16 protein-coding genes and 1 riboswitch are annotated in these 21,980 nt (G+C 69.3%); of the genes, 2 read left to right on the top strand and 14 right to left on the bottom strand.

Going from position 1 to position 21,980, the window contains the following annotated elements; all coding sequences use genetic code 11:
- Window positions 1-18: 18 nt before the first annotated feature.
- The 13 genes from lpdA to DFJ64_RS10735 all read right to left on the bottom strand — a co-directional run bounded on the left by lpdA (window position 19) and on the right by DFJ64_RS10735 (window position 16,269).
- The gene (lpdA, locus tag DFJ64_RS10790; RefSeq protein ID WP_115850338.1) at window positions 19-1,419 is read right to left on the bottom strand and encodes a dihydrolipoyl dehydrogenase; all 1,401 of its coding nucleotides are present in this window, start codon (window positions 1,417-1,419) and stop codon (window positions 19-21) included.
- 56 nt (window positions 1,420-1,475) lie between these two features.
- Window positions 1,476-3,116 (bottom strand): FAD-dependent oxidoreductase, encoded by a 1,641-nt coding sequence (locus DFJ64_RS10785; protein WP_115850337.1) that lies wholly within the window; start codon window positions 3,114-3,116, stop codon window positions 1,476-1,478.
- Between the two features lie 193 nt (window positions 3,117-3,309).
- Window positions 3,310-4,296, bottom strand: a complete 987-nt coding sequence (locus tag DFJ64_RS10780; RefSeq protein WP_115850336.1) for an LLM class flavin-dependent oxidoreductase — start codon at window positions 4,294-4,296, stop codon at window positions 3,310-3,312.
- A gap of 54 nt (window positions 4,297-4,350) precedes the next feature.
- Window positions 4,351-4,977, bottom strand: coding sequence for a VOC family protein (locus DFJ64_RS10775; protein WP_115850335.1), 627 nt, complete (start codon window positions 4,975-4,977; stop codon window positions 4,351-4,353).
- A complete protein-coding gene (locus DFJ64_RS10770) occupies window positions 4,974-6,347 on the bottom strand; it encodes a M20 family metallopeptidase (RefSeq protein WP_115850334.1) in 1,374 nt (457 codons plus the stop codon). The genes DFJ64_RS10775 and DFJ64_RS10770 overlap by 4 nt, the downstream gene beginning before the upstream one ends.
- Entirely contained in the window at window positions 6,340-7,125 is a 786-nt protein-coding gene (locus DFJ64_RS10765) for an ABC transporter ATP-binding protein (RefSeq protein ID WP_115850333.1), read from the bottom strand. The genes DFJ64_RS10770 and DFJ64_RS10765 overlap by 8 nt, the downstream gene beginning before the upstream one ends.
- 6 nt (window positions 7,126-7,131) lie before the next feature.
- Entirely contained in the window at window positions 7,132-8,145 is a 1,014-nt protein-coding gene (locus DFJ64_RS10760) for an ABC transporter substrate-binding protein (RefSeq protein ID WP_211310568.1), read from the bottom strand.
- Window positions 8,146-8,232: 87 nt separating this feature from the next.
- Window positions 8,233-9,045 (bottom strand): ABC transporter permease, encoded by an 813-nt coding sequence (locus DFJ64_RS10755; RefSeq protein ID WP_115850331.1) that lies wholly within the window; start codon window positions 9,043-9,045, stop codon window positions 8,233-8,235.
- A 201-nt stretch (window positions 9,046-9,246) separates the two neighbouring features.
- Window positions 9,247-9,324 carry a putative leader peptide gene (locus DFJ64_RS20225; RefSeq protein ID WP_425452214.1) on the bottom strand — a complete coding sequence of 26 codons (78 nt, stop codon included), beginning with the start codon at window positions 9,322-9,324 and terminating at the stop codon, window positions 9,247-9,249.
- 13 nt (window positions 9,325-9,337) lie between these two features.
- A riboswitch (SAM riboswitch) is annotated at window positions 9,338-9,449 on the bottom strand.
- Between the two features lie 160 nt (window positions 9,450-9,609).
- The gene (locus tag DFJ64_RS10750) at window positions 9,610-11,154 is read right to left on the bottom strand and encodes a CehA/McbA family metallohydrolase (protein WP_115850330.1); all 1,545 of its coding nucleotides are present in this window, start codon (window positions 11,152-11,154) and stop codon (window positions 9,610-9,612) included.
- A 170-nt stretch (window positions 11,155-11,324) separates the two neighbouring features.
- Entirely contained in the window at window positions 11,325-13,184 is a 1,860-nt protein-coding gene (locus DFJ64_RS10745) for an ABC transporter ATP-binding protein (RefSeq protein ID WP_245941060.1), read from the bottom strand.
- Window positions 13,181-14,944 (bottom strand): ABC transporter ATP-binding protein, encoded by a 1,764-nt coding sequence (locus tag DFJ64_RS10740; RefSeq protein WP_115850329.1) that lies wholly within the window; start codon window positions 14,942-14,944, stop codon window positions 13,181-13,183. The genes DFJ64_RS10745 and DFJ64_RS10740 overlap by 4 nt, the downstream gene beginning before the upstream one ends.
- Window positions 14,869-16,269 (bottom strand): hypothetical protein, encoded by a 1,401-nt coding sequence (locus DFJ64_RS10735; RefSeq protein WP_211310567.1) that lies wholly within the window; start codon window positions 16,267-16,269, stop codon window positions 14,869-14,871. The genes DFJ64_RS10740 and DFJ64_RS10735 overlap by 76 nt, the downstream gene beginning before the upstream one ends.
- Before the next feature lie 459 nt (window positions 16,270-16,728).
- Here DFJ64_RS10735 and DFJ64_RS10730 point away from each other — a divergent pair, with 459 nt between their 5' ends.
- Window positions 16,729-17,895, top strand: a complete 1,167-nt coding sequence (locus tag DFJ64_RS10730) for a DUF4185 domain-containing protein (RefSeq protein ID WP_115850328.1) — start codon at window positions 16,729-16,731, stop codon at window positions 17,893-17,895.
- A 205-nt stretch (window positions 17,896-18,100) separates the two neighbouring features.
- Window positions 18,101-18,250 (top strand): hypothetical protein, encoded by a 150-nt coding sequence (locus tag DFJ64_RS19455; RefSeq protein ID WP_170152576.1) that lies wholly within the window; start codon window positions 18,101-18,103, stop codon window positions 18,248-18,250.
- Window positions 18,251-18,353: 103 nt separating this feature from the next.
- Here the strand turns inward: DFJ64_RS19455 and DFJ64_RS10725 are convergent, their stop codons facing one another.
- Complete coding sequence (locus tag DFJ64_RS10725) at window positions 18,354-21,653, bottom strand: sugar-binding protein (protein WP_245941059.1); 3,300 nt, start codon at window positions 21,651-21,653, stop codon at window positions 18,354-18,356.
- Window positions 21,654-21,980 lie beyond the last annotated feature (327 nt).

The raw sequence follows: 21,980 nt of genomic DNA, 5'->3' as shown, positions 1-21,980 counted from the left end.
GTCTGAGGTGGAGGTGAGTCAGAGGTTGATGAAGTGTCCCGCCAGTCCGTGCACCGCCTCCTTGACCGCCTCGCTCAGCGTCGGGTGCGCGTGGATGTTGCGCGCCACCTCGTGGACCGTGAGGTCCCACTGCTGAGCCAGGGTCAGCTCGGGGAGCAGCTCGGTGACGTCGGGCCCGATCATGTGGGCACCGAGGATCTCGCCATACCTCGCGTCGCTCACCACCTTGACGAACCCGACGGGGTCCCCGATGCCCTGCGCCTTGCCGTTCGCGGTGAACGGGAACTTCGCCACTCGGACGTCGAACCCCTGTTCGCGGGCCTGCGCCTCGGTCCAGCCGAAGCTCGCGATCTGTGGCTGGCAGAACGTCGCCCGCGGGATCATGCGGTAGTCAAGCTCCATGGTCTCCGCGTTGGCGATCGTCTCGGCCGCCACGACGCCCATCGCCTCCGCCGCGTGCGCCAGCATGAGCTTGGCCGTCACATCACCGATCGCGAAGATGTGCGGCACGCTGGTGCGGCAGCGCGCGTCGATGTCGATCGCGCCGCGGTCGGTCAGCCGAACGCCGGCGTTCTCCAGCCCATAGCCCTCGACGCGCGGTTGGAAGCCCAGCGCCTGGAGCACTCGGTCTGCCTCGAGCACCTGCGACTGCCCGCCGCTGGAGACGGTCACCCGGACCGAGGTGCCGAGATCCTCCACCGCGTCCACGCGTGTCGAGGTGAGCATCCTGATACCCATCCGGCGGTAGCGGCGGGCCAGCTCGGCGGAGACCTCCTCGTCCTCCGTCGGCATGATGCGATCGAGGAACTCCACGAGCGTGACGTCGACGCCGTAGCTGTTCAGGACGTAGGCGAACTCGACACCGATGGCACCCGCGCCGGCGATGATGATGCTCCTCGGCAGCTCGCGGCTGAGGATCTGCTCCTCGTAGGTCACCACGCGCTCGGAGATGGTCGTCCCGGGAAGCAACCTCGCCTTGGCACCGGTGGCGATAATGCAGTGCCGGAAGCTCACCGTGTCACTTCCCCCGTCCAGACGGGTCACTCGCAGCGTGTGGTCGTCGAGGAAACTGCCCCAGCCATCGATCTCGGTGATGCCGTTCTTCTTCATCAAGAAGTGGACACCCTTGGCCCGGCCCTCGGCGACCTTGCGGCTTCGGTCGTAGGCGACGCCGTAGTCCAGGCTGAGCCGGCCCTCGACGTTGATCCCGAAGGTCGCCGCCTCCTTGGTGACCACGTGGGCGATCTCGGCATTGCGCAGCAACGCCTTAGAGGGAATGCACCCGACGTTCAGGCACACACCACCCCAGTAGCGTTCCTCCACGACGGCGGTCCGCAGACCAAGCTGCGCCGCGCGGATCGCCGCGACGTACCCACCGGGACCAGCACCGAGCACCACAACGTCGAAGGCCTCGCTCATGCCGCCGATTATGCTCCTCCGCAACGCGGCGGCCCCGACGGGGCGCCGTCAACGGCTCACCAGACGTGGGTCGGCGGGTCCTCGACGAGCTGGGGGTAGGCCGGCCGGCGCGCGGTCGGCAAGCTCCGAATCTCGGGCGGCCAGGCGAGCTCGATGCCCAGCCGCTCACGCAACAACCGCTGGTAGTCGGCGCGTCGGGCGGCGTTCGCCCGCACTCCCCGCGGCCGCTCTCCGACGTCGAGGCAATAGGCCACGAGTGCTCCCACCGCCTCGCCGATCGCCCACTCGACCGGGTGCAAGCGGTAGCAACCGTTCGTGATGTGGGTCGTGCCGATGTTCTTGTTGGCCGGCAGCAGGTTCTCCACCCGGACCGGGATGAGCGCACCGAGCGGAATCTGGAACGGGTAGGAGTCGATGTCGACGTAGGTGCGACCACCAGTGCTGGGGTGGAGGTCAATGCGGTAGTTGCCGAGCCCGACGGAGTCCTCGAACTGCTCGGGCCCTCGGCCGCCTGAGGCGTCCACACCGACGTGCTGCTCCAGCACGGTGAACTCGGCCCGGATGCGGCGCGCCTCGCGAATGTACGGACGCTTGGCGAGACCGTCGCTGGTGCCGACCAGGTCGGGACGGAGCCGGAGGCCCGGGTAGCCGGTGCCTCCGTCGTGCCGGGGCGCCTCGGTCTGCATCCAGTACAGCAGCGACAGCGAGAGCTCCCGGCTGCGTTGGAGAGCGCGTTGCCGGGTCTTTTCGTCGACGCCGAGGATGGGCGTCTCCCAGTAGTCGTTCTGCGGCCAGTTGACCAGCGTCACGTCGAAGCGGACCGTGCCAGGTCGGAAGTTCGCGGCGGCCACGATCCGGCGGTAGTGCCAGAAGTCCCGGGGATCGACGTCCTCACCGCTGAACAGCGGTCGGTACCGATGCTCCAACGTCTCCGGATCGACGTCGTGCCAGGACAGCTGAGGACCCGGCCAGAACGGCTCGGCGTGCGTCTTCCAGTGCTCGTAGCTGGGCGGTGGATCAATCGTGTGGTCCTCGCCCGGCCGGTACTCCACCGGGAAACACCAGGTGATGGCCTGTTGGTCGAGCGGGTTGGCCGCTGGGGGCGCCTTGGGCTCACCGGTCTCGTCCTGGCCCTCCGCCCCGATGACGTGCTCGACACCACCGAGCTCGAGGAGGTCGCCGAGCTCGGTGGCGTCCACGACGTACGGCGCGCTGATGGTGAGCTCCTCGCCGTCCCGTCCGCGTACGGTGACGGCGTCGACGACGTCGCCGGTGCTGTGGACGGCGACCGGCACGTGCTCGAGCAGGACCGTCAAGCGGCCCGAGGTCACGTACGGCGCCAGCATCTCGTGGATCGCCGCGACGGCAACCCTCGGCTCGTGGCACAGTGGGCTCACGAAGCCCCCGCCAGGGTTGAGCAGTGGGTCGGCTGCCGCCGCCGTCGTCAAGGGGTAGTTGCGCCGGTAGTACTCGCGGATCCGCCAGCGCAGGCTCCGGTAGCTGGGTGAGGCGTACCGGCTCTCGATCCAGGGGTTCTCGTCCGGTGGGACGGCCTGACTGGTGAGCTGGCCGCCCAACCAGTCGGTCTCCTCGGTGAGCACCACCCGTCGACCCAGCCGCAGCGCGGTGAGCGCCGCGGCCACGCCGCCCAGTCCTCCGCCGACGACGAGAACGTCCGCACGCGTCTCCCGCTTCACGCTCGGCCCTCCCTCAACGCACTGGGCGGACGCCGACCACGTCCGCGCCCGTGCGCCATGATTCCACGCGTCGCGCGCGTTCTCCGGGCACGCCCCACCGTCATCCGGTCCTGGCCGGTCCCTGCCTCGTCAGGGACCGGCCAACGGACCGCGGAGGAGTGCAGTGGCGAAGGAGGTAGGCGTGGTCGGAGGCTCAGCCGGCGGAACGGACCGCGGGCGCGACCTCCTCGGTGAGGAGCTTGAGCTGGCGCCGCCAGTCCCAGGAGGTGATGCGCAACGTCACCTCAGTGGCGCCGGCCTCGTAGAGCTCGTTGATCTGGGCGATCACCTGCTCGACCGAGCCGGCCGCCGTCCAGTAGCGGGTGTCCTCCTCGGTGAAGACCGGACCGTAGTACTCGCCGAGGAAGCGGTAGCTCTCCTCGTACGCGGCGTCCTGGTCGGGGTTGATGTTGACGTTGTGGTACGCCACGACCGGGAAGTTCTCCGGGTCGCGACCCTCCTCGCGCAGGTAGCCCTGGATGGCGGGCCACAGCTTGGTGAGGTACTCCGGCCGCTTGCGAGTCGTCATCCAGCCGTCGGCCAGCCGGGCGACGCGACGCAGCGCCCGCTCGTACCCGTAGGCGGGGTTCGGGTTGGAGGCGATGTGGATCGGCGGCGGATTCTGCACCGGCTTGGGCAGCACCGTGACGTTCTCGAAGCTGCGGTAGCGCCCGTGGAACGTCACGTTGTCCTCTGTCCAGAGCCGACGCAGGATCTCGATGTTCTCCTCCAACCGGCCGGCCCGAGACTTGTCGGTCACGCCGTAGAGCGCGCCCTCACGTTCGGACGCGTCCTTGGCCTTGACGATCCCGGTGCACACCGCGAGCAGCATGCGGCCCTGCGAGATCTGGTCGAGGGTGGCCCACTGGTCGGCGAGCAGGATGGGATCCCGGACCGGGAAGCTCGCCATGCAGCCGACGGCGAGGGTCACCCGACGCGTGACCGCCGCGAGCGACCCGAACAACGCGATGGACTCCGGGCGTGGCTTGGCGAGCAGGCTGTCGCCGATCCACACCGAGTCGTACGCGCCTGACTCGTCGGCGAAGTGACCGGTCTCGACGAGCTCAGGGACGGTCAGCACGCCGAAGAACGCCCCACGCTGGGGCAGTGTCAATCCGAGCTTGCGAGTGGGGGTGGCCATGGTCGTGACTTCTCCTCGTGTGACGTGGTTCGTGCGCGAGCGTCGAGGGCGCCGTCACCGCAAGATGACCTCGCCCTTCGGGGTGTCGAGCACCACCTCGAAGCCGGGTTCGCCCTGGCGCACCTCCAGCTCGACACCGAGCGCGGCGAGGTCGGCGCGCACCGCGTCCGGATCGGGGTGGAAACCGACGAACGAGCGCAGCGTGAGCTCAGGCAGACCACTGGCGGTGGGATGCTCGGCGTCCAGCCAGTCGATGAGCGTCGGCACCAGCCCGTCCCGGTTGTTCGGCGGCTCCTGGGTGAGCCGCCACTCCAGCAGCGTGCCGTCCGGCTTGCGCCGCGACAGTGGGCGGACCACGCCGGGGTCGTAGCCGTTCCGGCGTGCCCGGGCGATGTGCTCGTCGAAGTCCTTCGGGCGGATCACCCAGGCGGCGATGCGCGGCTCGGTGAGCTTGTCGATGCCGAACGCCGTCGTCCCGCGGCCGGGCAGGGTCGGGTCGTCGGGCCCGATGAGCTCGAGGTAGACCTGACCGCCGAGGCCGACCAGGTAGTTGCGGGTGCCCCGGCCGACGTGGCGGCCACCGAGCGGCGGCTCGACGCCCGTGCGCTCCCGGAACGACGCGACGAGCTCGTCGATGTCAGGAGCGGCGTAGACGATGTGGTCGAGCAGGGGTTCGATCACGGTGTCTCCTTGACTGGGTTCAGCGCGTCGGCGAGCGTGAGCCGGCCACCGCGCGCCTCGAAGTCGGCACGCGCGTCGGCGCGGAGCCGCTCGTCGTAGAGGAAGTCCGCGACGGTCGAGGCGATGCCGATCGCCGCGTCGCGGATACCGGTCGTGGCGGACTCGCTCGCGGCGTACGCGGCGAACTCCGGAGTGTGGTTGGCCACGTCGGGTGGCGCGATGGCCACCGAAGGATGGATGGCGGGAACGTAGACGCTCACGTTGCCCATGTCGGTCGACGCGGCGGTCTCCACCGGACGGGCGGAGCCCGGAAGCACCCGTCGACGGTCGGCGAGGTGGACGGCGTAGCGCGCCTCGAGCGGCTCGTTGGGACGAAGCGGAAGGTAGGGTGCGGCGGCGTCCCAGGTGATCTCCGCGCGCGTGCCGGTCGAGAGCGCAGCCGCTCGGAGGATCGCGTCGACCCGGGTGTGCAGCTCGGCGAGCGTGTCGAGCTCGGCCGACCGCACGTAGAACACCGCCGACGCCTTCGCCGGCACGATGTTCGGCGCCTGTCCGCCGTCGGTGATGATGCCGTGCACCCGATCCGACGGCAGGATGTGCTGACGTAGCTGCGCGATGCCGTTGTAGGCCGCGACCACGGCGTCGAGCGCGTTGACCCCGAGGTGGGGCGCCGTCGAGGCGTGGGCGGCGAGACCGTGGTAGGTCACCGCCACCTGGCGGAACCCGAGCGAGCGGCCGCCCGCGAGATCCAGGTTGCCCGGGTGGACCATGATCGCGAAGTCGATCTCGTCGAAGCCGCCCGCGTCAAGCACTCGTTGCTTCCCACCACCGCCTTCCTCCGCCGGCGTGCCGACCAGCTCGACAGCTCCCGCGGGCGCGTCCTGTCCGGCGAGCAGCTCAGCCAGCGCCAGGAACGCTCCCGCGGAGCTAGCGGCGATGACGTTGTGACCGCACGCGTGGCCGATGCCCGGGAGCGCGTCGTACTCGGCGACCACGGCGACCCGGGGCGACCCGGTGCCCACGACCGCCCGCACCGCCGTCGGCACCCCATAGGCGCCCACCTCGGCGGCGACGCCGTAGCGGCCGACCAGGTCCGCCAGCGCGGCCGCGGCGTGGTGCTCCTCATACGCGAGCTCGGGATGCGCGTGCAGGTCGAGGGAGAACGCGCACAGCGCCTCGTGCAGTGCGGCGATCCGCTCCCGCAGCCGGCGGTGGACCGCCGCCGGCGCGCCCGCGTGCGGGGAGGTCACGGGAGGGATCGCGCTCTGACGTTCGAGGAGCTCCCGCCGTCTCCGCTCGGCCAGGCCCGGGTATGGACGACGGACAGCGCCGTCCTCGGTCGCCACCCGCGTGCCGGCGATCTCACGCATGGGCACCCTCCACAAGCCGGGCGTCCCGCTCGGCGGTCAGGCTGGTGATCTCGGCGTAGATCTCGTTCTGCAGGTTCACCAGCGCGAGATCATCCCGGGCACGTGGACGCGGCACGTCGACGTTCCAGACGCGACGGACCCGACCCGGGCTCGGCGAGAAGAGCACGACCCGGTCCGCGAGGTACACCGCCTCCGACACGTCGTGGGTGACGAAGACGATGGTGCGGCGGTGCCGCATCCAGATGTCGAGCAGGTCGTGCTGCAGCTGCAGCCGGGTCAGGTGGTCGACCGCGCCGAACGGCTCGTCCATGAGCAGGACCTCGGGGCTGGTCGCCAACGCCCGGGCGATCCCGACCCGTTGCCGCATGCCGCCTGACAGCTGGTGCGGGTACTTGGTCTCCACCCCCGCCAGCCCCACCATGGCCAGGTATTCGCGGGCCACCGCGCGGCGCTCCTCCTTCGGCACGCCGCGCAGCTCCAACCCCAGCTCGACGTTGCGGATGACCGTCCGCCACGGGAAGAGGGAGGGGTCCTGGAAGACCACGCCGACCTTCTCGCTCGGCTCACGGACCTCCTCGCCACCGAGGCGAACGACTCCCTCGGTCGGCTGCTGCAAGCCGGCCATGATCTCGAGCAAGGTGCTCTTGCCACAGCCGCTGGGACCGAGGAAGGTGACGAACTCACCCTCCCCGATGGTCAGGTTGATGCCCTGGAGCGCCTGGGTCGGCGGAGGTCCTGGGAAGACCTTCGATACACCCTGGATAGTGAAGCCAGCCATGGTCGCCTACCTCGCGTCAGCCTTCGCGGAGATCTCCTGAGGACTGGGGATCTGGGAGGTGTCGACCAGGTCCTCCGGGTCGTAGACCGTGTCCTGGAATCCCAGGTCCTTCTGGATCTGCTGGGTGTCACGCAAGTCGTCGAGGTCCACCCGTGGGTCGTTCTCCCAGATCGGCTCCTCCCGCTCCAGCGCCGCCTTCAGCACCTCCCGGTCGACGTCGGACTGCTTCTCGACGAAGTCGAGGTACTCCTCCGGATGCGCCTTCGCGTAGGAGGCGGCCTTGAAGTAGGCGGTGAGGAACTTCTTCAGCGCCTCGGGGTTCTCCTTGATGAAGCGCTCGCTGGCGATCTCGACGCCGGTGTGGAAGGTCGGGAGGTAGTCCCATCCCCGGGCGAGCAGCTTGCCCGTCCCCTCGGCCTCGGCGAGGGAGACGAAGGGCTCGTGGATGATGGTCGCGTCGACCTGGCCGTTGGTCAGGCTGGCGTACGCCTCCTGGTGCGTGCCGTTGGGGACCAGGGTGACGTCCTTCTCGGTCAGCCCGTGCTTCTTGAGGATCACGCGCACGTACGCCTCGAGGCCGGCGCCCTTGCGGGCGATGCCGACCGTCTTGCCCTTGAGGTCCTCGACGCGATCGATGTCGGGCCGGCTGATCAGGTAGAACGGGCCCTTGTGGCGATACATGGAGGAGACGATCTTGATCGGGGCGCCCTTACCCGCCGCGATCAGCGCTGAGGTCGTGTCGCAGTCGGCGATCTCGGCGTCACCGCTCGACACGATCGCCACAGGGTCCTCAGCGGTCACGAACGTGACGTCGAGACCCTCGGCCTCGAAGAATCCCTTCTCCTGGCCGAACTTCGCCGGCATGCCGGTGACACCGGCGAAGGAGGCGTAGGTGATCTTGATGCGTCCGGAGTCATTCGTGCCGCCGCTACCGCTGCCTCCCCCGCAGCCGGCGAGCAGCAGCCCGGCCGACAGTACGGCGCCGATCAAGGCGGTGGCGCGAGAACGCTTCGTCGTCACTGGTGGGTTCCTTCTCTCAATGTGGGTCCGCGTCGCGTCGTCCATCTCGCTCTCACCCGGTTGGTCGATCTCACCCCGGTGCCACGGTCACCGAAGTCGCGCGGGCGAGGGTCGCCACTTGAGGAAGACCTTCTTCTCCAGGAGGTCGATGGTGGAGACGCTGACGATCGAGACGATCGTGATGAGGATGATCAGGGCGAACGCCTTGGGCGTGTCGTAGAGTGCCGTCGCCTCGTTGAGGCCGTTCCCCAGGCCCGCGCGCGAGGCGACCATCTCGCCGAAGATGGCGCCGACGAGCGCGGACGCCGCTTCGACTCGCAGCGCCGCGAGGATCGTGGGGATCGCCGAGGGCAGGATCACTTTGACGATGATCTGCCGGCGTCGAGCTCGCAAGGCCCGAGCCACCTTCACGTGGTCGGGAGACGTCTGCTTCACCCCGGCGATGGTGTTGTAGACGATCGGGAAGAAGCAGAACAGGAAGACGATGATGACCTTGTGGGAGAGGCCAAGGCCGAACCACAGGGTCAGCAGCGGGATGATCGTCACCTTCGGCACCGCCATGAAAGCGGCGAGGAACGGTCGGAAGAAGTTCTCGGCGTGGGGCACCAGCACCAAGAACAGCCCGGTCGCGATCCCCCCGACGACCGCGAGGAGGTATCCGGTGATGAACTCCCGGAGCGTGACGCTGAGGTTGGTGTAGAAGTCCGAACCGCCGGCGAGAAGCTCCCCGATCTCGGTCACGACACTGGTCGGGGCGGGGAGGTAGAGGCTCGACACCAGCCCGGTTCGGACGAGAAGCTCCGCGACCGCGAGCAGCCCGAACAGCAGCGCCACTTGGCCAGCGACCAACGTCACGCGGCGGCGCTGTGATGCCGTCGACGGCACAGAGGTCGTCGTCATGCGCGGACTCCGTGAGAAATCGAGCTTCGTCAAGGGGACAAAAACGGACGAGCGGGAAGGTCGCGGCAGATAAGGGAAAATCGCTTTGTCGCTTGGAGGGCTTCGCTTCTGGGCCGGCATCAGGCGCGACCACAGCCGAGACGCCGGAACAGGCGGCTGACGTTCGTCGGCGACGCCTCGCGAGAAGCGGGGATGACGAGGTCAGCGACAACAGGACGCGCTGGCGACGCGGAGCAGATCGATGTGACGGCGGCGCGTGAACAACCTGTTCAGCACCATGACGCTCCTTCAGGATCGACGTTTGCCCGGACCGCCGTGGTCGGGCCGAGTCCTCACCCGGGGCACCCCACACGTCTGCGGGTTGCCGGCCAGCAAGCCGGGGCTTGACGCTGGCACTCGTGACTGCGCCTCGAAAGTACAGAACGTCGAGGCGGCTGGCAAAAATATGAGACGGACTTCTCATTGCCTGGACACGGCGTCACGGTCCGCCACCACGACGTCGTAACGCGTGTCGATCGTGACGAGCCACGTACATCCGCGAGCCTGAGCTCTCGACAGAGTCGATCAGGAACGGCCGAGGAAGATGGGATTCGTCATGGCCACCATCGCGTTCGGCGTCGTGCTGTTGAGCCCGCCGGACGCGCGCCGAACCTCGACGCGAACCCACTGAGTGTGTCTCGGGTAGGTGGTCCAGGTGAGCGTCCGCGCGCCATCGGCCGGAACGTCAGCGCTCACGCGCGGGCCACTCTGGTCAAGGATGCTCACCGTCGTCTCTGGGACCCCCGACACCCGCACCTCGACAGTGACCGGGTCTCCGATGTCGACCGGGAGCCGCTCACCGATCCCCGCCGACGTGCCGCCCGCCGACGCGGTGAAGCTCACCTCGACCTCCGCCGACTCGGCCAGGTAGCAGCGGCCCGCCTTCAGTCCGGCCAGCAGGTCCGGCGTGCGCAAGCTGTCGGCGAGGACGACGGTCTGCGGCAACCCCACCAGGTCGCCGGGGGACCCGTCACTGGGCGGGCGATGCGCGTCGGAGTTGCCGACCGCGGGGATCCAGCAGCCGCTGCGCAACAGCCCGTCCCACAGCGAGACGGCCTGCTCGTCGTCGGGCGTCCAGGGCCCATTCCACACCTCGACGAGGTCGGCGAGCTGGTAGCTGAACTCGTAGCCGCACGCGAAGCAGTTCGCGAACGGGTGCGCGGCGGTGACCAGGCCACCCAGGGCGTGCACCTTCGTCACGAAGCGTTGGAAGTCCTTCGGATCCCCGGCGCGGTAGCGCCAGTCGATCCAGCTGCCGGCGGGCAGACCGGTCGCCAGCCAGTGCCCGGACCGGGTGGTGATCTCCTCACCGTTGACGATCAGCAAGTCGTCGGTGGCGTACTGACCCCAGACCAGCTGGGCGCTGTGGGTGTTGTGCTCGGTGGAGACCACGAAGTCCAGTCCCGCCGCACGCGCGTCGGCGACCAGCTCCTCCGGGGTGCGCCGACCGTCGGAGTGGATGGTGTGCAGGTGCCCGTCGCCTCGGTACCACGCGCGGCCGCGCTCCTTGGCCGGCGCCGTCGTCGGCGCCGGGCTCGGCCGGAACGGCGCCCCCGGCGGTCCGAACGTCACGGTGATGTCGACGCGGTAGTTCATGCCTTGCGGCGCGACGGTGTACGGGCCGAGGATCACGTGCCACCGACCGGGCGTGATCGGACCGGCGATGTAGCCAGGTGTCGCCTCCGAGGCACTGATCGTGAACCGGTCGCGGAAACCGCCGGACCAGCCACGAAAGCCGCGAGGCGTGCCGACCTGGTGGCCTTCGGGTCCGAACATGCCGATGTCGAGGGCGTTGCCCCGGACACCCGGGGGCACGGAGGGTCGGTCGTAGGAGTACACGACCTCGATCTGACGCACCCCATGCGGCACGTCGACCGGGATGTAGTACCAGTCCGGGATGCTGGGCTGGAACGTCCCGGTCACCGTCTTCGTCTGTCGCGTCTCCCCGTTGGTCGGGGCGGCGAACGCGACCCCGGGAAGCAAGTTCCCCGGAAGCAGGTTGATGGTGGCGCCAGCCGCGAGCACCCCACCTGTACGAAGCAGGGCGCGCCGATCCATCGTCGCGGACATACCCCGGTCCTCCCCCCACGGTCGTGATCCTCGAACGACGCTAGATCAGCGTCGAGGCGACGAGTACGCCACGAGATGGCCAGGAACGGGCATCCTCATGAACTCGCGGCTGCCCCCGCTTCCGCCGCGCCCACGTGGCTCCGCGACGGCGGGGAGCCGTCACGAGGCACTCACCTCGTCGACGAGACGTCACCGGCTCGCCGCGCGTCCACGCGACGACCGTCCTCCTCCGCCTCGACGACGAGCTCCTCGTTCCACAGGCGGCGCATCTCCGGGCAGGTGAGCAGCAGGTCAGGCAGCGACCCTGACCCCACCACACGCCCGCGATCGAGCACCACCACCTGGTCGGCTCGCTCCAACGCCGCACGACGGTGCGACACCACGAGCAACGTCGCCGGACCACGGCCGTCCTTGGCCGCCGCCGCGATCCGATCCCAGAGCACCTGCTCGGTCTCGACATCCAGCGCGGACGACAGGTCGTCGACGACGAGGAGGTCGGGTGCGCGGACCAGCGCGCGGGCCGCCGTGGCGCGCTGCACCTGTCCGCCGGAGAGTCGGACACCGCGTGGGCCGACCACGGTGTCGAGCCCGTCGGGCATCTCGGCGAGGTCCCGGTCGAGTGCCGCCAGGGTGAGCGCCCGCTCCAGCTGGTCGCCGTCCGCCGGCCAGCCGAGGAGGAGGTTCTCGCGCAGCGTCTCCGAGAACAGGCGAGGCACCTGGCTGACGTAGGCGACCCGGTTGGGCACGAGGAACGTCCCAGGGTCGTCGACCCGCCGGCCATTCCAGGTGATCAGCCCGGCGTCCAACGGCAGCAGTCCCAGCAGAGCCCGAATCAACGTCGTCTTGCCAGCACCGACCGCTCCCGTGACGACGGTGAACGAGCCTCGCTCGATGCGCACGTCGACCGCCTCCACGCCACGGCCGTTCTCGGGATACCGCACGGTGAGACCACGCGCCTCGAGCACCTCGAGCGGATCGTCCCTGGCGGGCACGGCGGTCATCACCGGCGGTGGGTCCTCGGTGAACCAAAATCCGGTGTTCCGCGACAGGTCGTCGGCGTCCTCGTCCGCCGCCATCAACCGGGTGAGCCGCTCGATCGCCACCGAGGCCTGTGGCAGCCGGTACAGGATGCGGCCGAAGGTGCGCGGCACCATCATCAGCCAGCCGGCGTAGCTCGTGAACAGCGCCAGGTCGCCGACGGTGAAGTCGCCGCGGTGCATAGCAGAGGCCGCGAGCAGGAGAACCAGGCCGATGCTGAGGCCGACGGTCGCCTCGGTCGCGGTGTCGAGCATGTCCATCGCCAACCGGTCCTTGACAGCAGCCTCGCGGCGCCGCCGGTTGTGCTCGCGGAGACGCTCGAGGACGGCGGCCTCCGCGCCGGCGGTCTTGATCGAGAGGACGCCGGAGAAGATCTCGCCGACGAACGCCGTCACCGCGGCGCCCAGTCGGCGAGCACGCGCGTGGACGCGCCGGATCACCTCGTTCAGCAGCCGGGTCAGGACCACCAAGGCGGTGAACGGCAGCACCAGGACCAGAGTGATCACGGGGTCGATCGAGCCCATGATGGTGAACGCGGCGGTGGCCATCAGCACCGCGCTGAAGACGTCCACCAGGTTGTCGACCAGCATCACCAGGTCGTGGACGTCGTCCCGGAACCGTCCGATGGCCTCCCCTGACGAGTGTGGGAGACGGGTCGCCGCTGGGCCTCGCGAGGTGAGGATCGACCGCAGCACGTTGGCGCGGATGATCGTCGCCGTCTTGTTCCACCACGAGGTCCAGACGCTCATCGCGAGCCACAGCGTCAACCCTCGCGTGGCCTCCACGGCGACGAGCGCGGCACACAGCCACAGAGCGTCCTCGAAGCTCGCCGGGCGGTGACCGCTGAGCTGATCGAACAGTGCCTTGAGGACGAGCCCGGTGAGGACCGGGATGGAGAAGACCGTCGCCCACAGGAGGCCGCCACCCACGTACTCACGTGGGCTGTACGAGATGGCCCGAGCCGCCACCAGCAGGACCGACCGGATGTTCACGTGACCACCTGCCCCAGGCCCGCCATGGCCAGCAAACGCGAGAAGCGGCTCTCGGGATCGGCCACCAGGTCCTTGCGGAGGCCGTACTCGACCACCCGACCGTCCTCGATCACCGCGATCTTGTCGACGCGGGCGAGGGAGGACAGGCGGTGCGCGATGAGGATGCCGGTACGCCCCGCGAGCAACCGGTCCATCGCCGACTCGATCCGCAGCTCGGTCACCGGGTCGAGCCGGCTCGACGCCTCGTCCAAGACCACCACGCCGGGGTCGGTGAGGAACGCCCGAGCGAACGCGAGGAGCTGCGCCTCTCCTGCCGACACCCCGCTCGCCTGGGACCCGAGCACGGTGTCGAGGCCGTCCGGGAGGTCGGCGAGCCACTCCGCCAAGCCGACCTCGGTGAGCACCTCGGTGAGGCGTCGATCGTCGGCGAGCTCCGGACGGAACAGCGTCAGGTTGTCGCGGACGCTCGCGGCGAACAGTTGGACGTCCTGGGTGACCACGCCGATCCGCCGGCGTACCGACGCCAGGTCGGTGTCGCGCAGGTCGACGCCGCCGACCCGTACGGCACCCTCGGTCGGGTCGTACAAGCGCAGCACCAGCCGACCGATCGTGGTCTTCCCGCTACCGGTACGGCCGACCAACCCCAGCGTCTCGCCGGGCGCCAACCACAGGTTGACGTCGGACAGCACCAGCTCACCGTCGTCGGCGTAGGCGAAGCTGACCCGGTCCAGCTCCACGCTGAGCGGGCCTGTCTCGGGCAGTGGACGCGGGCTCGCGGGCTCGATGAGCGTCCGACGTTCGGCGAGCAGCTCGCCGATCCGCGCGACCGACGCCAGGGCCTTCTGATACTGCTGCAGCTGGTCGATGATCCGCTCGAACGGCGTCCGCACCATCTGCATGTACTGGAAGAGCAGGACCGCGGTCCCGACGCTGAGCGTGCCGGCCTGCTGTGTCCATGCCGCGAGACCGAGGACGATCGCGGTCCCGAGCGCGAACGCCGTGTTGGTGCCGGCGAAGAGCGCGCTCCCGATCCGCTCGGCCCGCAGGTCGGCCCGAAAGACGTCGGCGCTGGTCTGGTGAAAGCGGTTGACCACGTGCGCGCCGGCGCCGTTCGCCCGGATGTCCTCAGCGCCAGCGAGGCGTTCCTCGAGGTTGCCGAAGAGCGCTGCGAAGGCCTCCCGTACCTTGGTCGCCGACGGCACCGCCATGCGCTGGGCGCGCGCCATGGCGAGGCCGACCGCGGCGCAGTACACGACGAGGATCACGCCGATGCGCAGGTCGACGGCGAGGACGACGACCAGCACGCCCACCAGGAGCAGCAGGCTGGCGACGACGTCCATGAGGAACGCCACGACGAACTCGGCGAGCGCCACCACGTCGCCGTCCACCCGCTCGATCATCTCCCCCGGGGTCCGTTTGCCGTGGTACCCCATGTCGAGGCTGAGCGCGTGCTCGGCGAGTGTCTCCCGCAGCCGGTTGGTGCCGTCCCACGCCAACCGGCTCGCGAGCCAGGCGGTCACCATGCGCGCGGCCTGGCCAGCGATCGACAGCGCGAGGTAGCCCACCGCGAGCGTGATCAGGTGACGGACGGGCTCCCCCGCGATCGCTCCATCGACGAAGTCGCGTGTGAGCTGCGGCGCGAGCAGCGGCAGGACGGTGGCGACCAGGATCGCGACACCTAGGGCTACGGCTGAACGCCGTCCTGGCCACAGACAGCGCAGAACGGTGCGACGGGCGTGGGACGAGGTGGGACGAGACATGGGCGTAGCCCGACGCTACGCAGGCCCACTGACGCCCCACAACGGATTTTCCTCGTGATGGAGCCCTCACTGGTGGCTGTGCCAGGTCCGCAGATGAGTGGCGTGGGTGCGCAGGTACGCCCCCGGTTCGAAGAAGCGGTCGTAGAACTCGAGGTCGAGGTGGTGCGCCTGGAGGTAGGTGAGGATGAACACCGTGGGCACCGTGCCCGGGAACTTGCCGAACGTGCCAGGACGTAGTCGGCCTGGCGCGTGACGCACGCCTTGAACCGGTCGTCGTACACCTGGGCGCTACCGCGGAAGCCCGGGCTGTCGGTCCAGGCTCCTGGGGTGCCCGGGTGGAACGGTCCGCCCGGACCGAACTTGCGCTGGCTGAACGCCTCGACGGCCGCGGCCATGTCGGGATAGTGCGGAGGGCAGTACGCCTCGAAGACCCCGTCGCGACCGGTGGGGTTCGGAGTCGACCAGCGCTCGTCCACGTCGTACCGGAACCCGAGGCCCGGCACCTCAGGGTTTCCCGACGCGCCCAGCACCGTGAACCGGTCGATCCCATCGAACATCCAGCCACCGAGCCCCATCGCCTGCAGCATGAGCGGGCCCGCGTAGCAGGCGGTCGCGAGCTCGGCGGTGGCCTCGGTCAGTGCGTACTGCTCGGCGAAGGTCAGCGGGAACGGGTTGTCGAGATCGACCAGGTCGCCGAACTCGTCGAGGCCGGGGATCGCCCGGCGGTGCACGTCGTCGTAGATCACGTAGCCGTTCTGGAGCAGGAAGCAGAGCACGGCGATCAGGTGCTGGGCAATGTCGGCCACCGGGATCACCAGGAGGGATCCGGGAACGTTCACACACCAGTGGTTGTGCGCGTCCAGATACGGCTCCTCCCGCGGCAGGTACAGCCGCTCGTCGGAGAGCCGGCGCAGCCGGCTCCGGTGACGCTCGACCATGAGCTCCGGTGTGACCCGCTCGGTGGCCGGGTCCACCAGGGCACCGGCATCGCGGGTGGAAAGGAAGCACACGCCGGTGTCGTCGGTGAAGAACAGCTCAGCGGTGTGGATACCGGCCGCGGACGGGAAGGTCCGACCCGCCGCGGCGGCGGAGTAGCTGGGTACGTGCGGCGCGAGCTTGGGGTTGTGGGAGATCGCGTAGTGCCAGCCCGTGGTCCCGCCCATGGCGCTCAGCACCAGCATGCGCTCAAGCTCGGTCAAGGGAAGCGGGTCGTGTCGGGACTGGTACGCCAGGGGTCCGCTGGGGAGGGTGTCACCCATCGCGAACCGACGCGAGCGTCGTCCCAGCAGCGCCTCGACGAGCGGGAAGGTCGCGAGCTCGCGCACGGGGTCGGGGGGGTTCCGCCTGCTCGTCCGGACGACCCATCACACTCACCCCTTCGGCCTCGACGGCGGTCGGCGCGACCGACGCTCGTGGACCGCGGACCGTCTGGACCGGTACCCAGGCAGCGGTCAGGGCTCACCCACTGGCGGCGCGGGACACCGCTCGCTGGCGACCGCGCTGGCGCCACCGCACAAGGCCTCACGCTCCGATCGGCGTGCCCTGCGGCCACCCTCGGCGGTAGGCGATGCCGACGGCTCGGTCGAGGCGGCGTCGCCACCGAGCGTCGCCATCGACCATGCCATCGAGCATCGGCATCGACCATCGGCATCGACCATCGTCATCGACAGTCGTCATCGACGGGCGGCCGCTCCTGGCCTCCACCGACGACGGTGACCTGTTGACGCCGTCGCGGTTGCTCGGTGAGATCGTTCCCAGTCGTTTCGTCCGACCTGGAGTGGATCATGACGACGTCCGCCCGTGCCCTTCTCGCCGCGCCGGTCCTGCCCCTTGCCCTCCTCGTCGCCGCGTCACCACCCGCGATGGCCGCCGGTGACGACGTACCGGTCGCCGGCGGTCCCGGCGCCTGCCAGACCACCGGCAAGACCAGGCCCATCAAGGTCACCGGCGCGACACCGAACGTGACGTTCACCGAGGCGTTCCGCCAGTTCGGCAACAGCGGCGGTGGCTGGGACAACCAGCACGGCTGGGCCGCCGCCGACGGGACGTACTCGACCGAGCTTCCCGGCCACCAGGTGGTGTGGCTGTTCAACGACACCTTCCTGGGGCCGGTCAACGAGGACGAGAGCTTCCCCGAGAGCCCTCGCATGGTCAACAACTCCGCCGTCCTGGGCGGCCGCGACGGGCTCCCCGACACCACGGTGACCGGCGGAACCCAGGACGATCCCAAGTCCCTCGCCGGCGAGAAGTGGTACTGGAACGGCGACGGCATCGTCGACCGAGGCAAGCTGCAGGTCTTCGAGTTCGAGCAGGCCACGACTGACGACCCGCCGCCGTGGAACTTCGGCTGGGTGGCGACGGACCTCGTGACGTTCTCCAAGGACTTCACCGTGGAGAAGGTGACGCCCGTCCCGACCGACGGCGGCGTCCAGTGGGGCGTCGAGCTGCTGCGCTGCGGCGGCTACATTTACATCTACGGCGTCGAGTCGGTCTGGCTCGACAAGCACATGCACCTCGCACGCGCTCGCGTCGGACGGCTCACCGATGTGGCGAGCTGGGAGTTCTACGACGGCGACGGGTGGTCGTCCGATCCGGCCTCGTCGGCGCGGCTGGCCCGGAACGTGGGCGCCTCCTACAGCGTCACTCCCGTCGCTGGACGGTACGTCCTGACGACGAGCGACGCCCTGCTCGGGGACACCGTCTACGTCTCCATCGCCGACTCGCCGGTGGGGCCGTTCGACGAGCGGATACCGGTCTACGTCGCACCGGAGGCCTCGACCGGTGACTTGTACGCCCCGTACAACATCGCCGCTCACCCCTCGATCAGCCGGCCCGGCTCGCTGACGATCAGCTACAACGTCAACTCGTCGAAGGGGTTCGACGGGATCAGACCCAACGCCAACAACAACCGGCCACGGTTCCTCGACATCCACCTCGACTGGGACGAGTGACCCGGGCACACGTCGGACCTGGGACGAGGTTTCGCGAACCCGTCGAGGACGGACGAGTCAGGAAGACACGGCTGTCCCGCGGGTGCGAGGGAACATTCCCCGGCCGGCGCTCGTCTGTCCCTGTGAACACACGACGACGCGGAGTCGTCCGCTTGGTCGCTAGGCCACCGGTATGTCGCGGACGAACTCCGGGAAGTGAGGCACCATGGCACGGCTCACCGACCGCATCCGTGGGTTCCTGCACAGCCGACAGGGAGAGCAGCTCACCCGCCGGATCCGCCGCGAAGGCCGGAAGCCTGGGACGCAGCGGCGGCTGCGTGGGTTCATGGATCGCCGCCGACCGCGCTCCCGCTGAACACGGATCCTCGCTGTGCCAGCTGTCGGAGTGATCCCACGCTCCGACACCGGTCGAGGTGTGCCCCGTTGGTGCCGAGCTCGTCGTGGAACGTGAGCTGTGCTCACCGGGACGTCGGGTCGAGTCGGGCGGGCTTGAAGAGGGCCGGGTCCTTGCCCGTGCCGATGCCCGACCCCCACTCGATCCACCCCTTGCGGCCGTTCCCGTCGTTGTCGTTGACCAGCAACGACACGCTGAGCAGGGCGTCGTCGGGGTCGAACGGTGTGAGCTTGTCCCACGGCAGCGCCAGCTCGTAGACGGTCTGGTGCTCCGCACGGGTGACGGCCACGTCGACGTCGGTCACCGGGCCGGGCTCGCCCTCGACCGTGATCCAGCGGTGCGCCCGCGGACCCTCGGGGGTGAGCGCCACTCCGTACTCGTAGAAGTCCGTCGTCTCACCGGGCATCCCGACGGCCACACCGATCTGGATCGAGTCACCCGACCAGATGTCGGAACCTGTGTAGGGCTGGGCGTGCGCGTCGTCGGTGATCAGCGCTGACAGGTAGAGGGCCTCGTCGTCCCACGTCAACCACAGCTGGCCGCTGAGGTCCTCCGTGCCGCCATAGTCGCCCATCACGACCGTCCCCTCGGCGGCCAGGTCGACGCCGCGCACGCCGTCGAGATCGTCGAGGACGCCGTCGACGCTGATCGACCGGCTCGCGATGCCGTACAGCCCTTCGTGGTCAACGAGGACGACGGTACCGCGGTGGACGGCGTCGGGGAACTCAGGCAGGCTCACCCGCACCTCCACGGAGTGCCTCCCCGTCGGCAGGTGCAGCGGGACGTCGACGACGTGGGACGCGCCCGGCGGCAGTGAGGACGGCAGCGGTTGCGCGCCCGAGGTGCCGCCCACCGTCCAGGTGAGGCGGTCGAGGGCGAGGTCACGGTTCGCGTTGCTGGTCACGGTCACGGCGAGCGTCTCGGCGCCGTCCCGCAGGACATGCGTGGCCCGAACCGAGACCGGGTGCACGACGTCGACGGACACCGCGAGCCGCGCCACCGCCCTCCCGCGGACCACGAGCCGCCCCACGAGCTGGCGGGCGCCCGTGACGTCACCGGCCGACACGGGGACGGGGACCGCGACCCGCTGTCCCGGACGAGCCGACACTGGAACCGACGTGTCGGCGATCTCGAACCGGCCCTGGAGGGGATTCCGCGGCTCCTTGGTGTTGTCGATGCCTAGCACCACGTCGACCGGGTCGCCGACCACGACGCGACCGTCGTCCTCGAGCGTCAAGGTCATCTTGTCGTCGACGGCGAGGCTGGCGTCGCCCCGCACGTAGAGCGGGTTGCCATCGAGCGACAGGTAGATCCGCCCAGCGTGCGGGTGGTACGTCCGCGTCACACCCATGAGGTCGGCGACCTCGAGCGGGTGATCAGTCGTGACGCTCACCGTCGTGGGCTCGTCCGACCACACCACTCGGATGTCCGAGCCGTCCTTCGCGAAGACGTGGCTGTGGACCCCGTCGACGACGTTCTCCTCTCGCTGGTAGGTCGCGCCGGTCAACAGACGCGTCATGGCGGCGTAGCTGACGTAGGCGGGCTTCGGCGTCCACGCTCCGGCTGGGTCGGCGCCGTTGCGGATGATGCCGAAGTTGTGCTCGTTGTAGCTCGTGTCGAGCCCGTCGTTCATGAAGTCGTACCAGTAGAACCGCTCAACTCCCTTGGAGAACGCGACGACGTGGCTCCGCACGATGTAGGCCGCTTGGGTCGCCTCGCTGACGCCTCGGCTGGTCACGTGCGTCGGCCAGCCCAGCTCGGTGATCCAGATCGGCTTGGGCTCCCCGTCGTTGTACCGGCGCACCAGCGCGTCGAGCTGCGCCAGGCTCTCCCCGATCTGCTCAGGCTCGGCTGGGTAGACGTACGGATGGACCGACAGAGCGTCCATGTAGTCCAGTCCGCCGAGCTGGAAGAGTTCCTCGAGCCAGTCCAGCGGAACCCCGGCGGTGGCGCCGCCGACGACCGTGACGTCGGGGTCTTGAGCCTTGACCTTCTCGTAGGTCCGCTTCAGCAGCGGGAAGTAGTAGTCGGCGCGGTTGTCGGCCGGACCATCGCCGATGTCTCCGAAGTTCGGGATGTTGAACTCGTTGTAGACCTCCACCCACGGTGTCTCGTCCCCGAAGTGCTCGATGGTCGCCGCGGTGTAGGTCGCGAAGGCTTCCCGACCCTCGTCGCTGTAGGGCGTGGCGTTGTTGTCGTAGTGCGGGTTGGTGTAGACGGCGATCGGCAGCCACGTGATGTCGTGCGCGTCGAGAGCGGTGTTGAGCTGCTCGAACTCGTCGAAGGTGTACTCGCCCTTCGTCCGCTCGATCGCGTTCCAGCTGGCGTCCTCACGGGTGGTGGCGACGCCCGCCTTGGCGGCCAGCGCGACCGCACCGAAGCTCGGGTAGCCCCAGTTGGGGCGCAGGAAGTGGACGGACATCCCGAACGGGGAGTCCACGCCGGCTGGCCGTTGGAACGGCGACAGGACCGCGATGCTCGTCTCCGCCGTCGCGATCGTCGCGTCATCCGCCTCGGCCGTCACGGTCAAGCGGTAGTAGCCAACCTCGTCCAGAGGGAGCGTGAGCGTCTCCTCGGGGGCTGTCATGGCGAGACGTCCCTCGGCCACCCGCTCGCCCCAGAAGTCCGTGACGCGCCAGGTGACCTCCTCGGCACGGGTAACCACCCTGACCTGGACCGGCTCCGGCTGGACGACGATGTTGCCGTCGACCACCTGCCGCAGCACCAGGTCCGGGACGGTGACCGCCATCGTGACCTCGTCGAACCGCACGGCTCCGGACACCTGCCCTCCGGACAACTCGCTCCTGTCGAGGAGGAGAGCGATCCCGGTCGCCGGGCCGTGCCAGACACCGTCGTTGGCGCCGCCCCAGTGGGTATAGCCGTCCCCGCCGTCGAAGCGCGTCACCGCCACCTGCTGCCACTCCGTGGTGGATCGCAGGACGAGGCGTTGCTGGTGCCACTGGCCGGTGGAGTCGGCCATCCGGAGACGAATGTGTGTCGCGTCAAAGGTGCGAACCCATAGGCGTAACGCGCGGGCGTCGAGGCTGGGAAGGTTGCGGGACACCGACACGTAGTTGCCGCCGCCGCTGAAGTCGCCTCGCAGCAGACCGGACCACGCGCCCACCTTGGCGTCGGAGGCGTCCCGCTCGAACGAGCCCTTGGCGCCGGGGAACTCCTCGCCGAGGCCGAGAATCCACCCCTCCTGGTCGGACTCGAACGTGCCGACCACCTCGTCGACGGTCTGGGCGGCGTGCGCGGCCGGGCTGAACGCGCCCACCGTGACCGCGAGCGCCGCCGCGAGCGCCGCGGCCAAGGCAGGTACGAGTCCGCCGGTACGGGTTCGCCGATGGAGCCTTCTCGTCATCGGAGCGCCCTTCCTCCCCAGACGAACGGCTGAGCCTCCCCACGACGCCCACAACGACAGGGATACGGCCGACGTGGCGCGGAGCCCGACGACAACCACAGGGGATACGGATGCCGAGGCGATCGTCGCTCGCGACAGTAGAGACGGGCGTAGGAAGCGTCAACGACTCCTCGCGGCCGGACGACGCCACCGACAGGGACCGGCCACGTGGGCTCTCGCGGAGCCGCCGCGCAAGGTCTTGAGGCGTCGTCAATCACGGTGTCCGCGCCGTCGTCACATGTCCCCAGTGATCCGGTACGGTGCGGCCCCGCACACTTCCTCTAGGAG

It is taken from the genome of Thermasporomyces composti (genome assembly GCF_003386795.1).
GTDB lineage: Bacteria > Actinomycetota > Actinomycetes > Propionibacteriales > Actinopolymorphaceae > Thermasporomyces > Thermasporomyces composti.
This window is presented reverse-complemented; position numbering and strand designations above follow the sequence as displayed.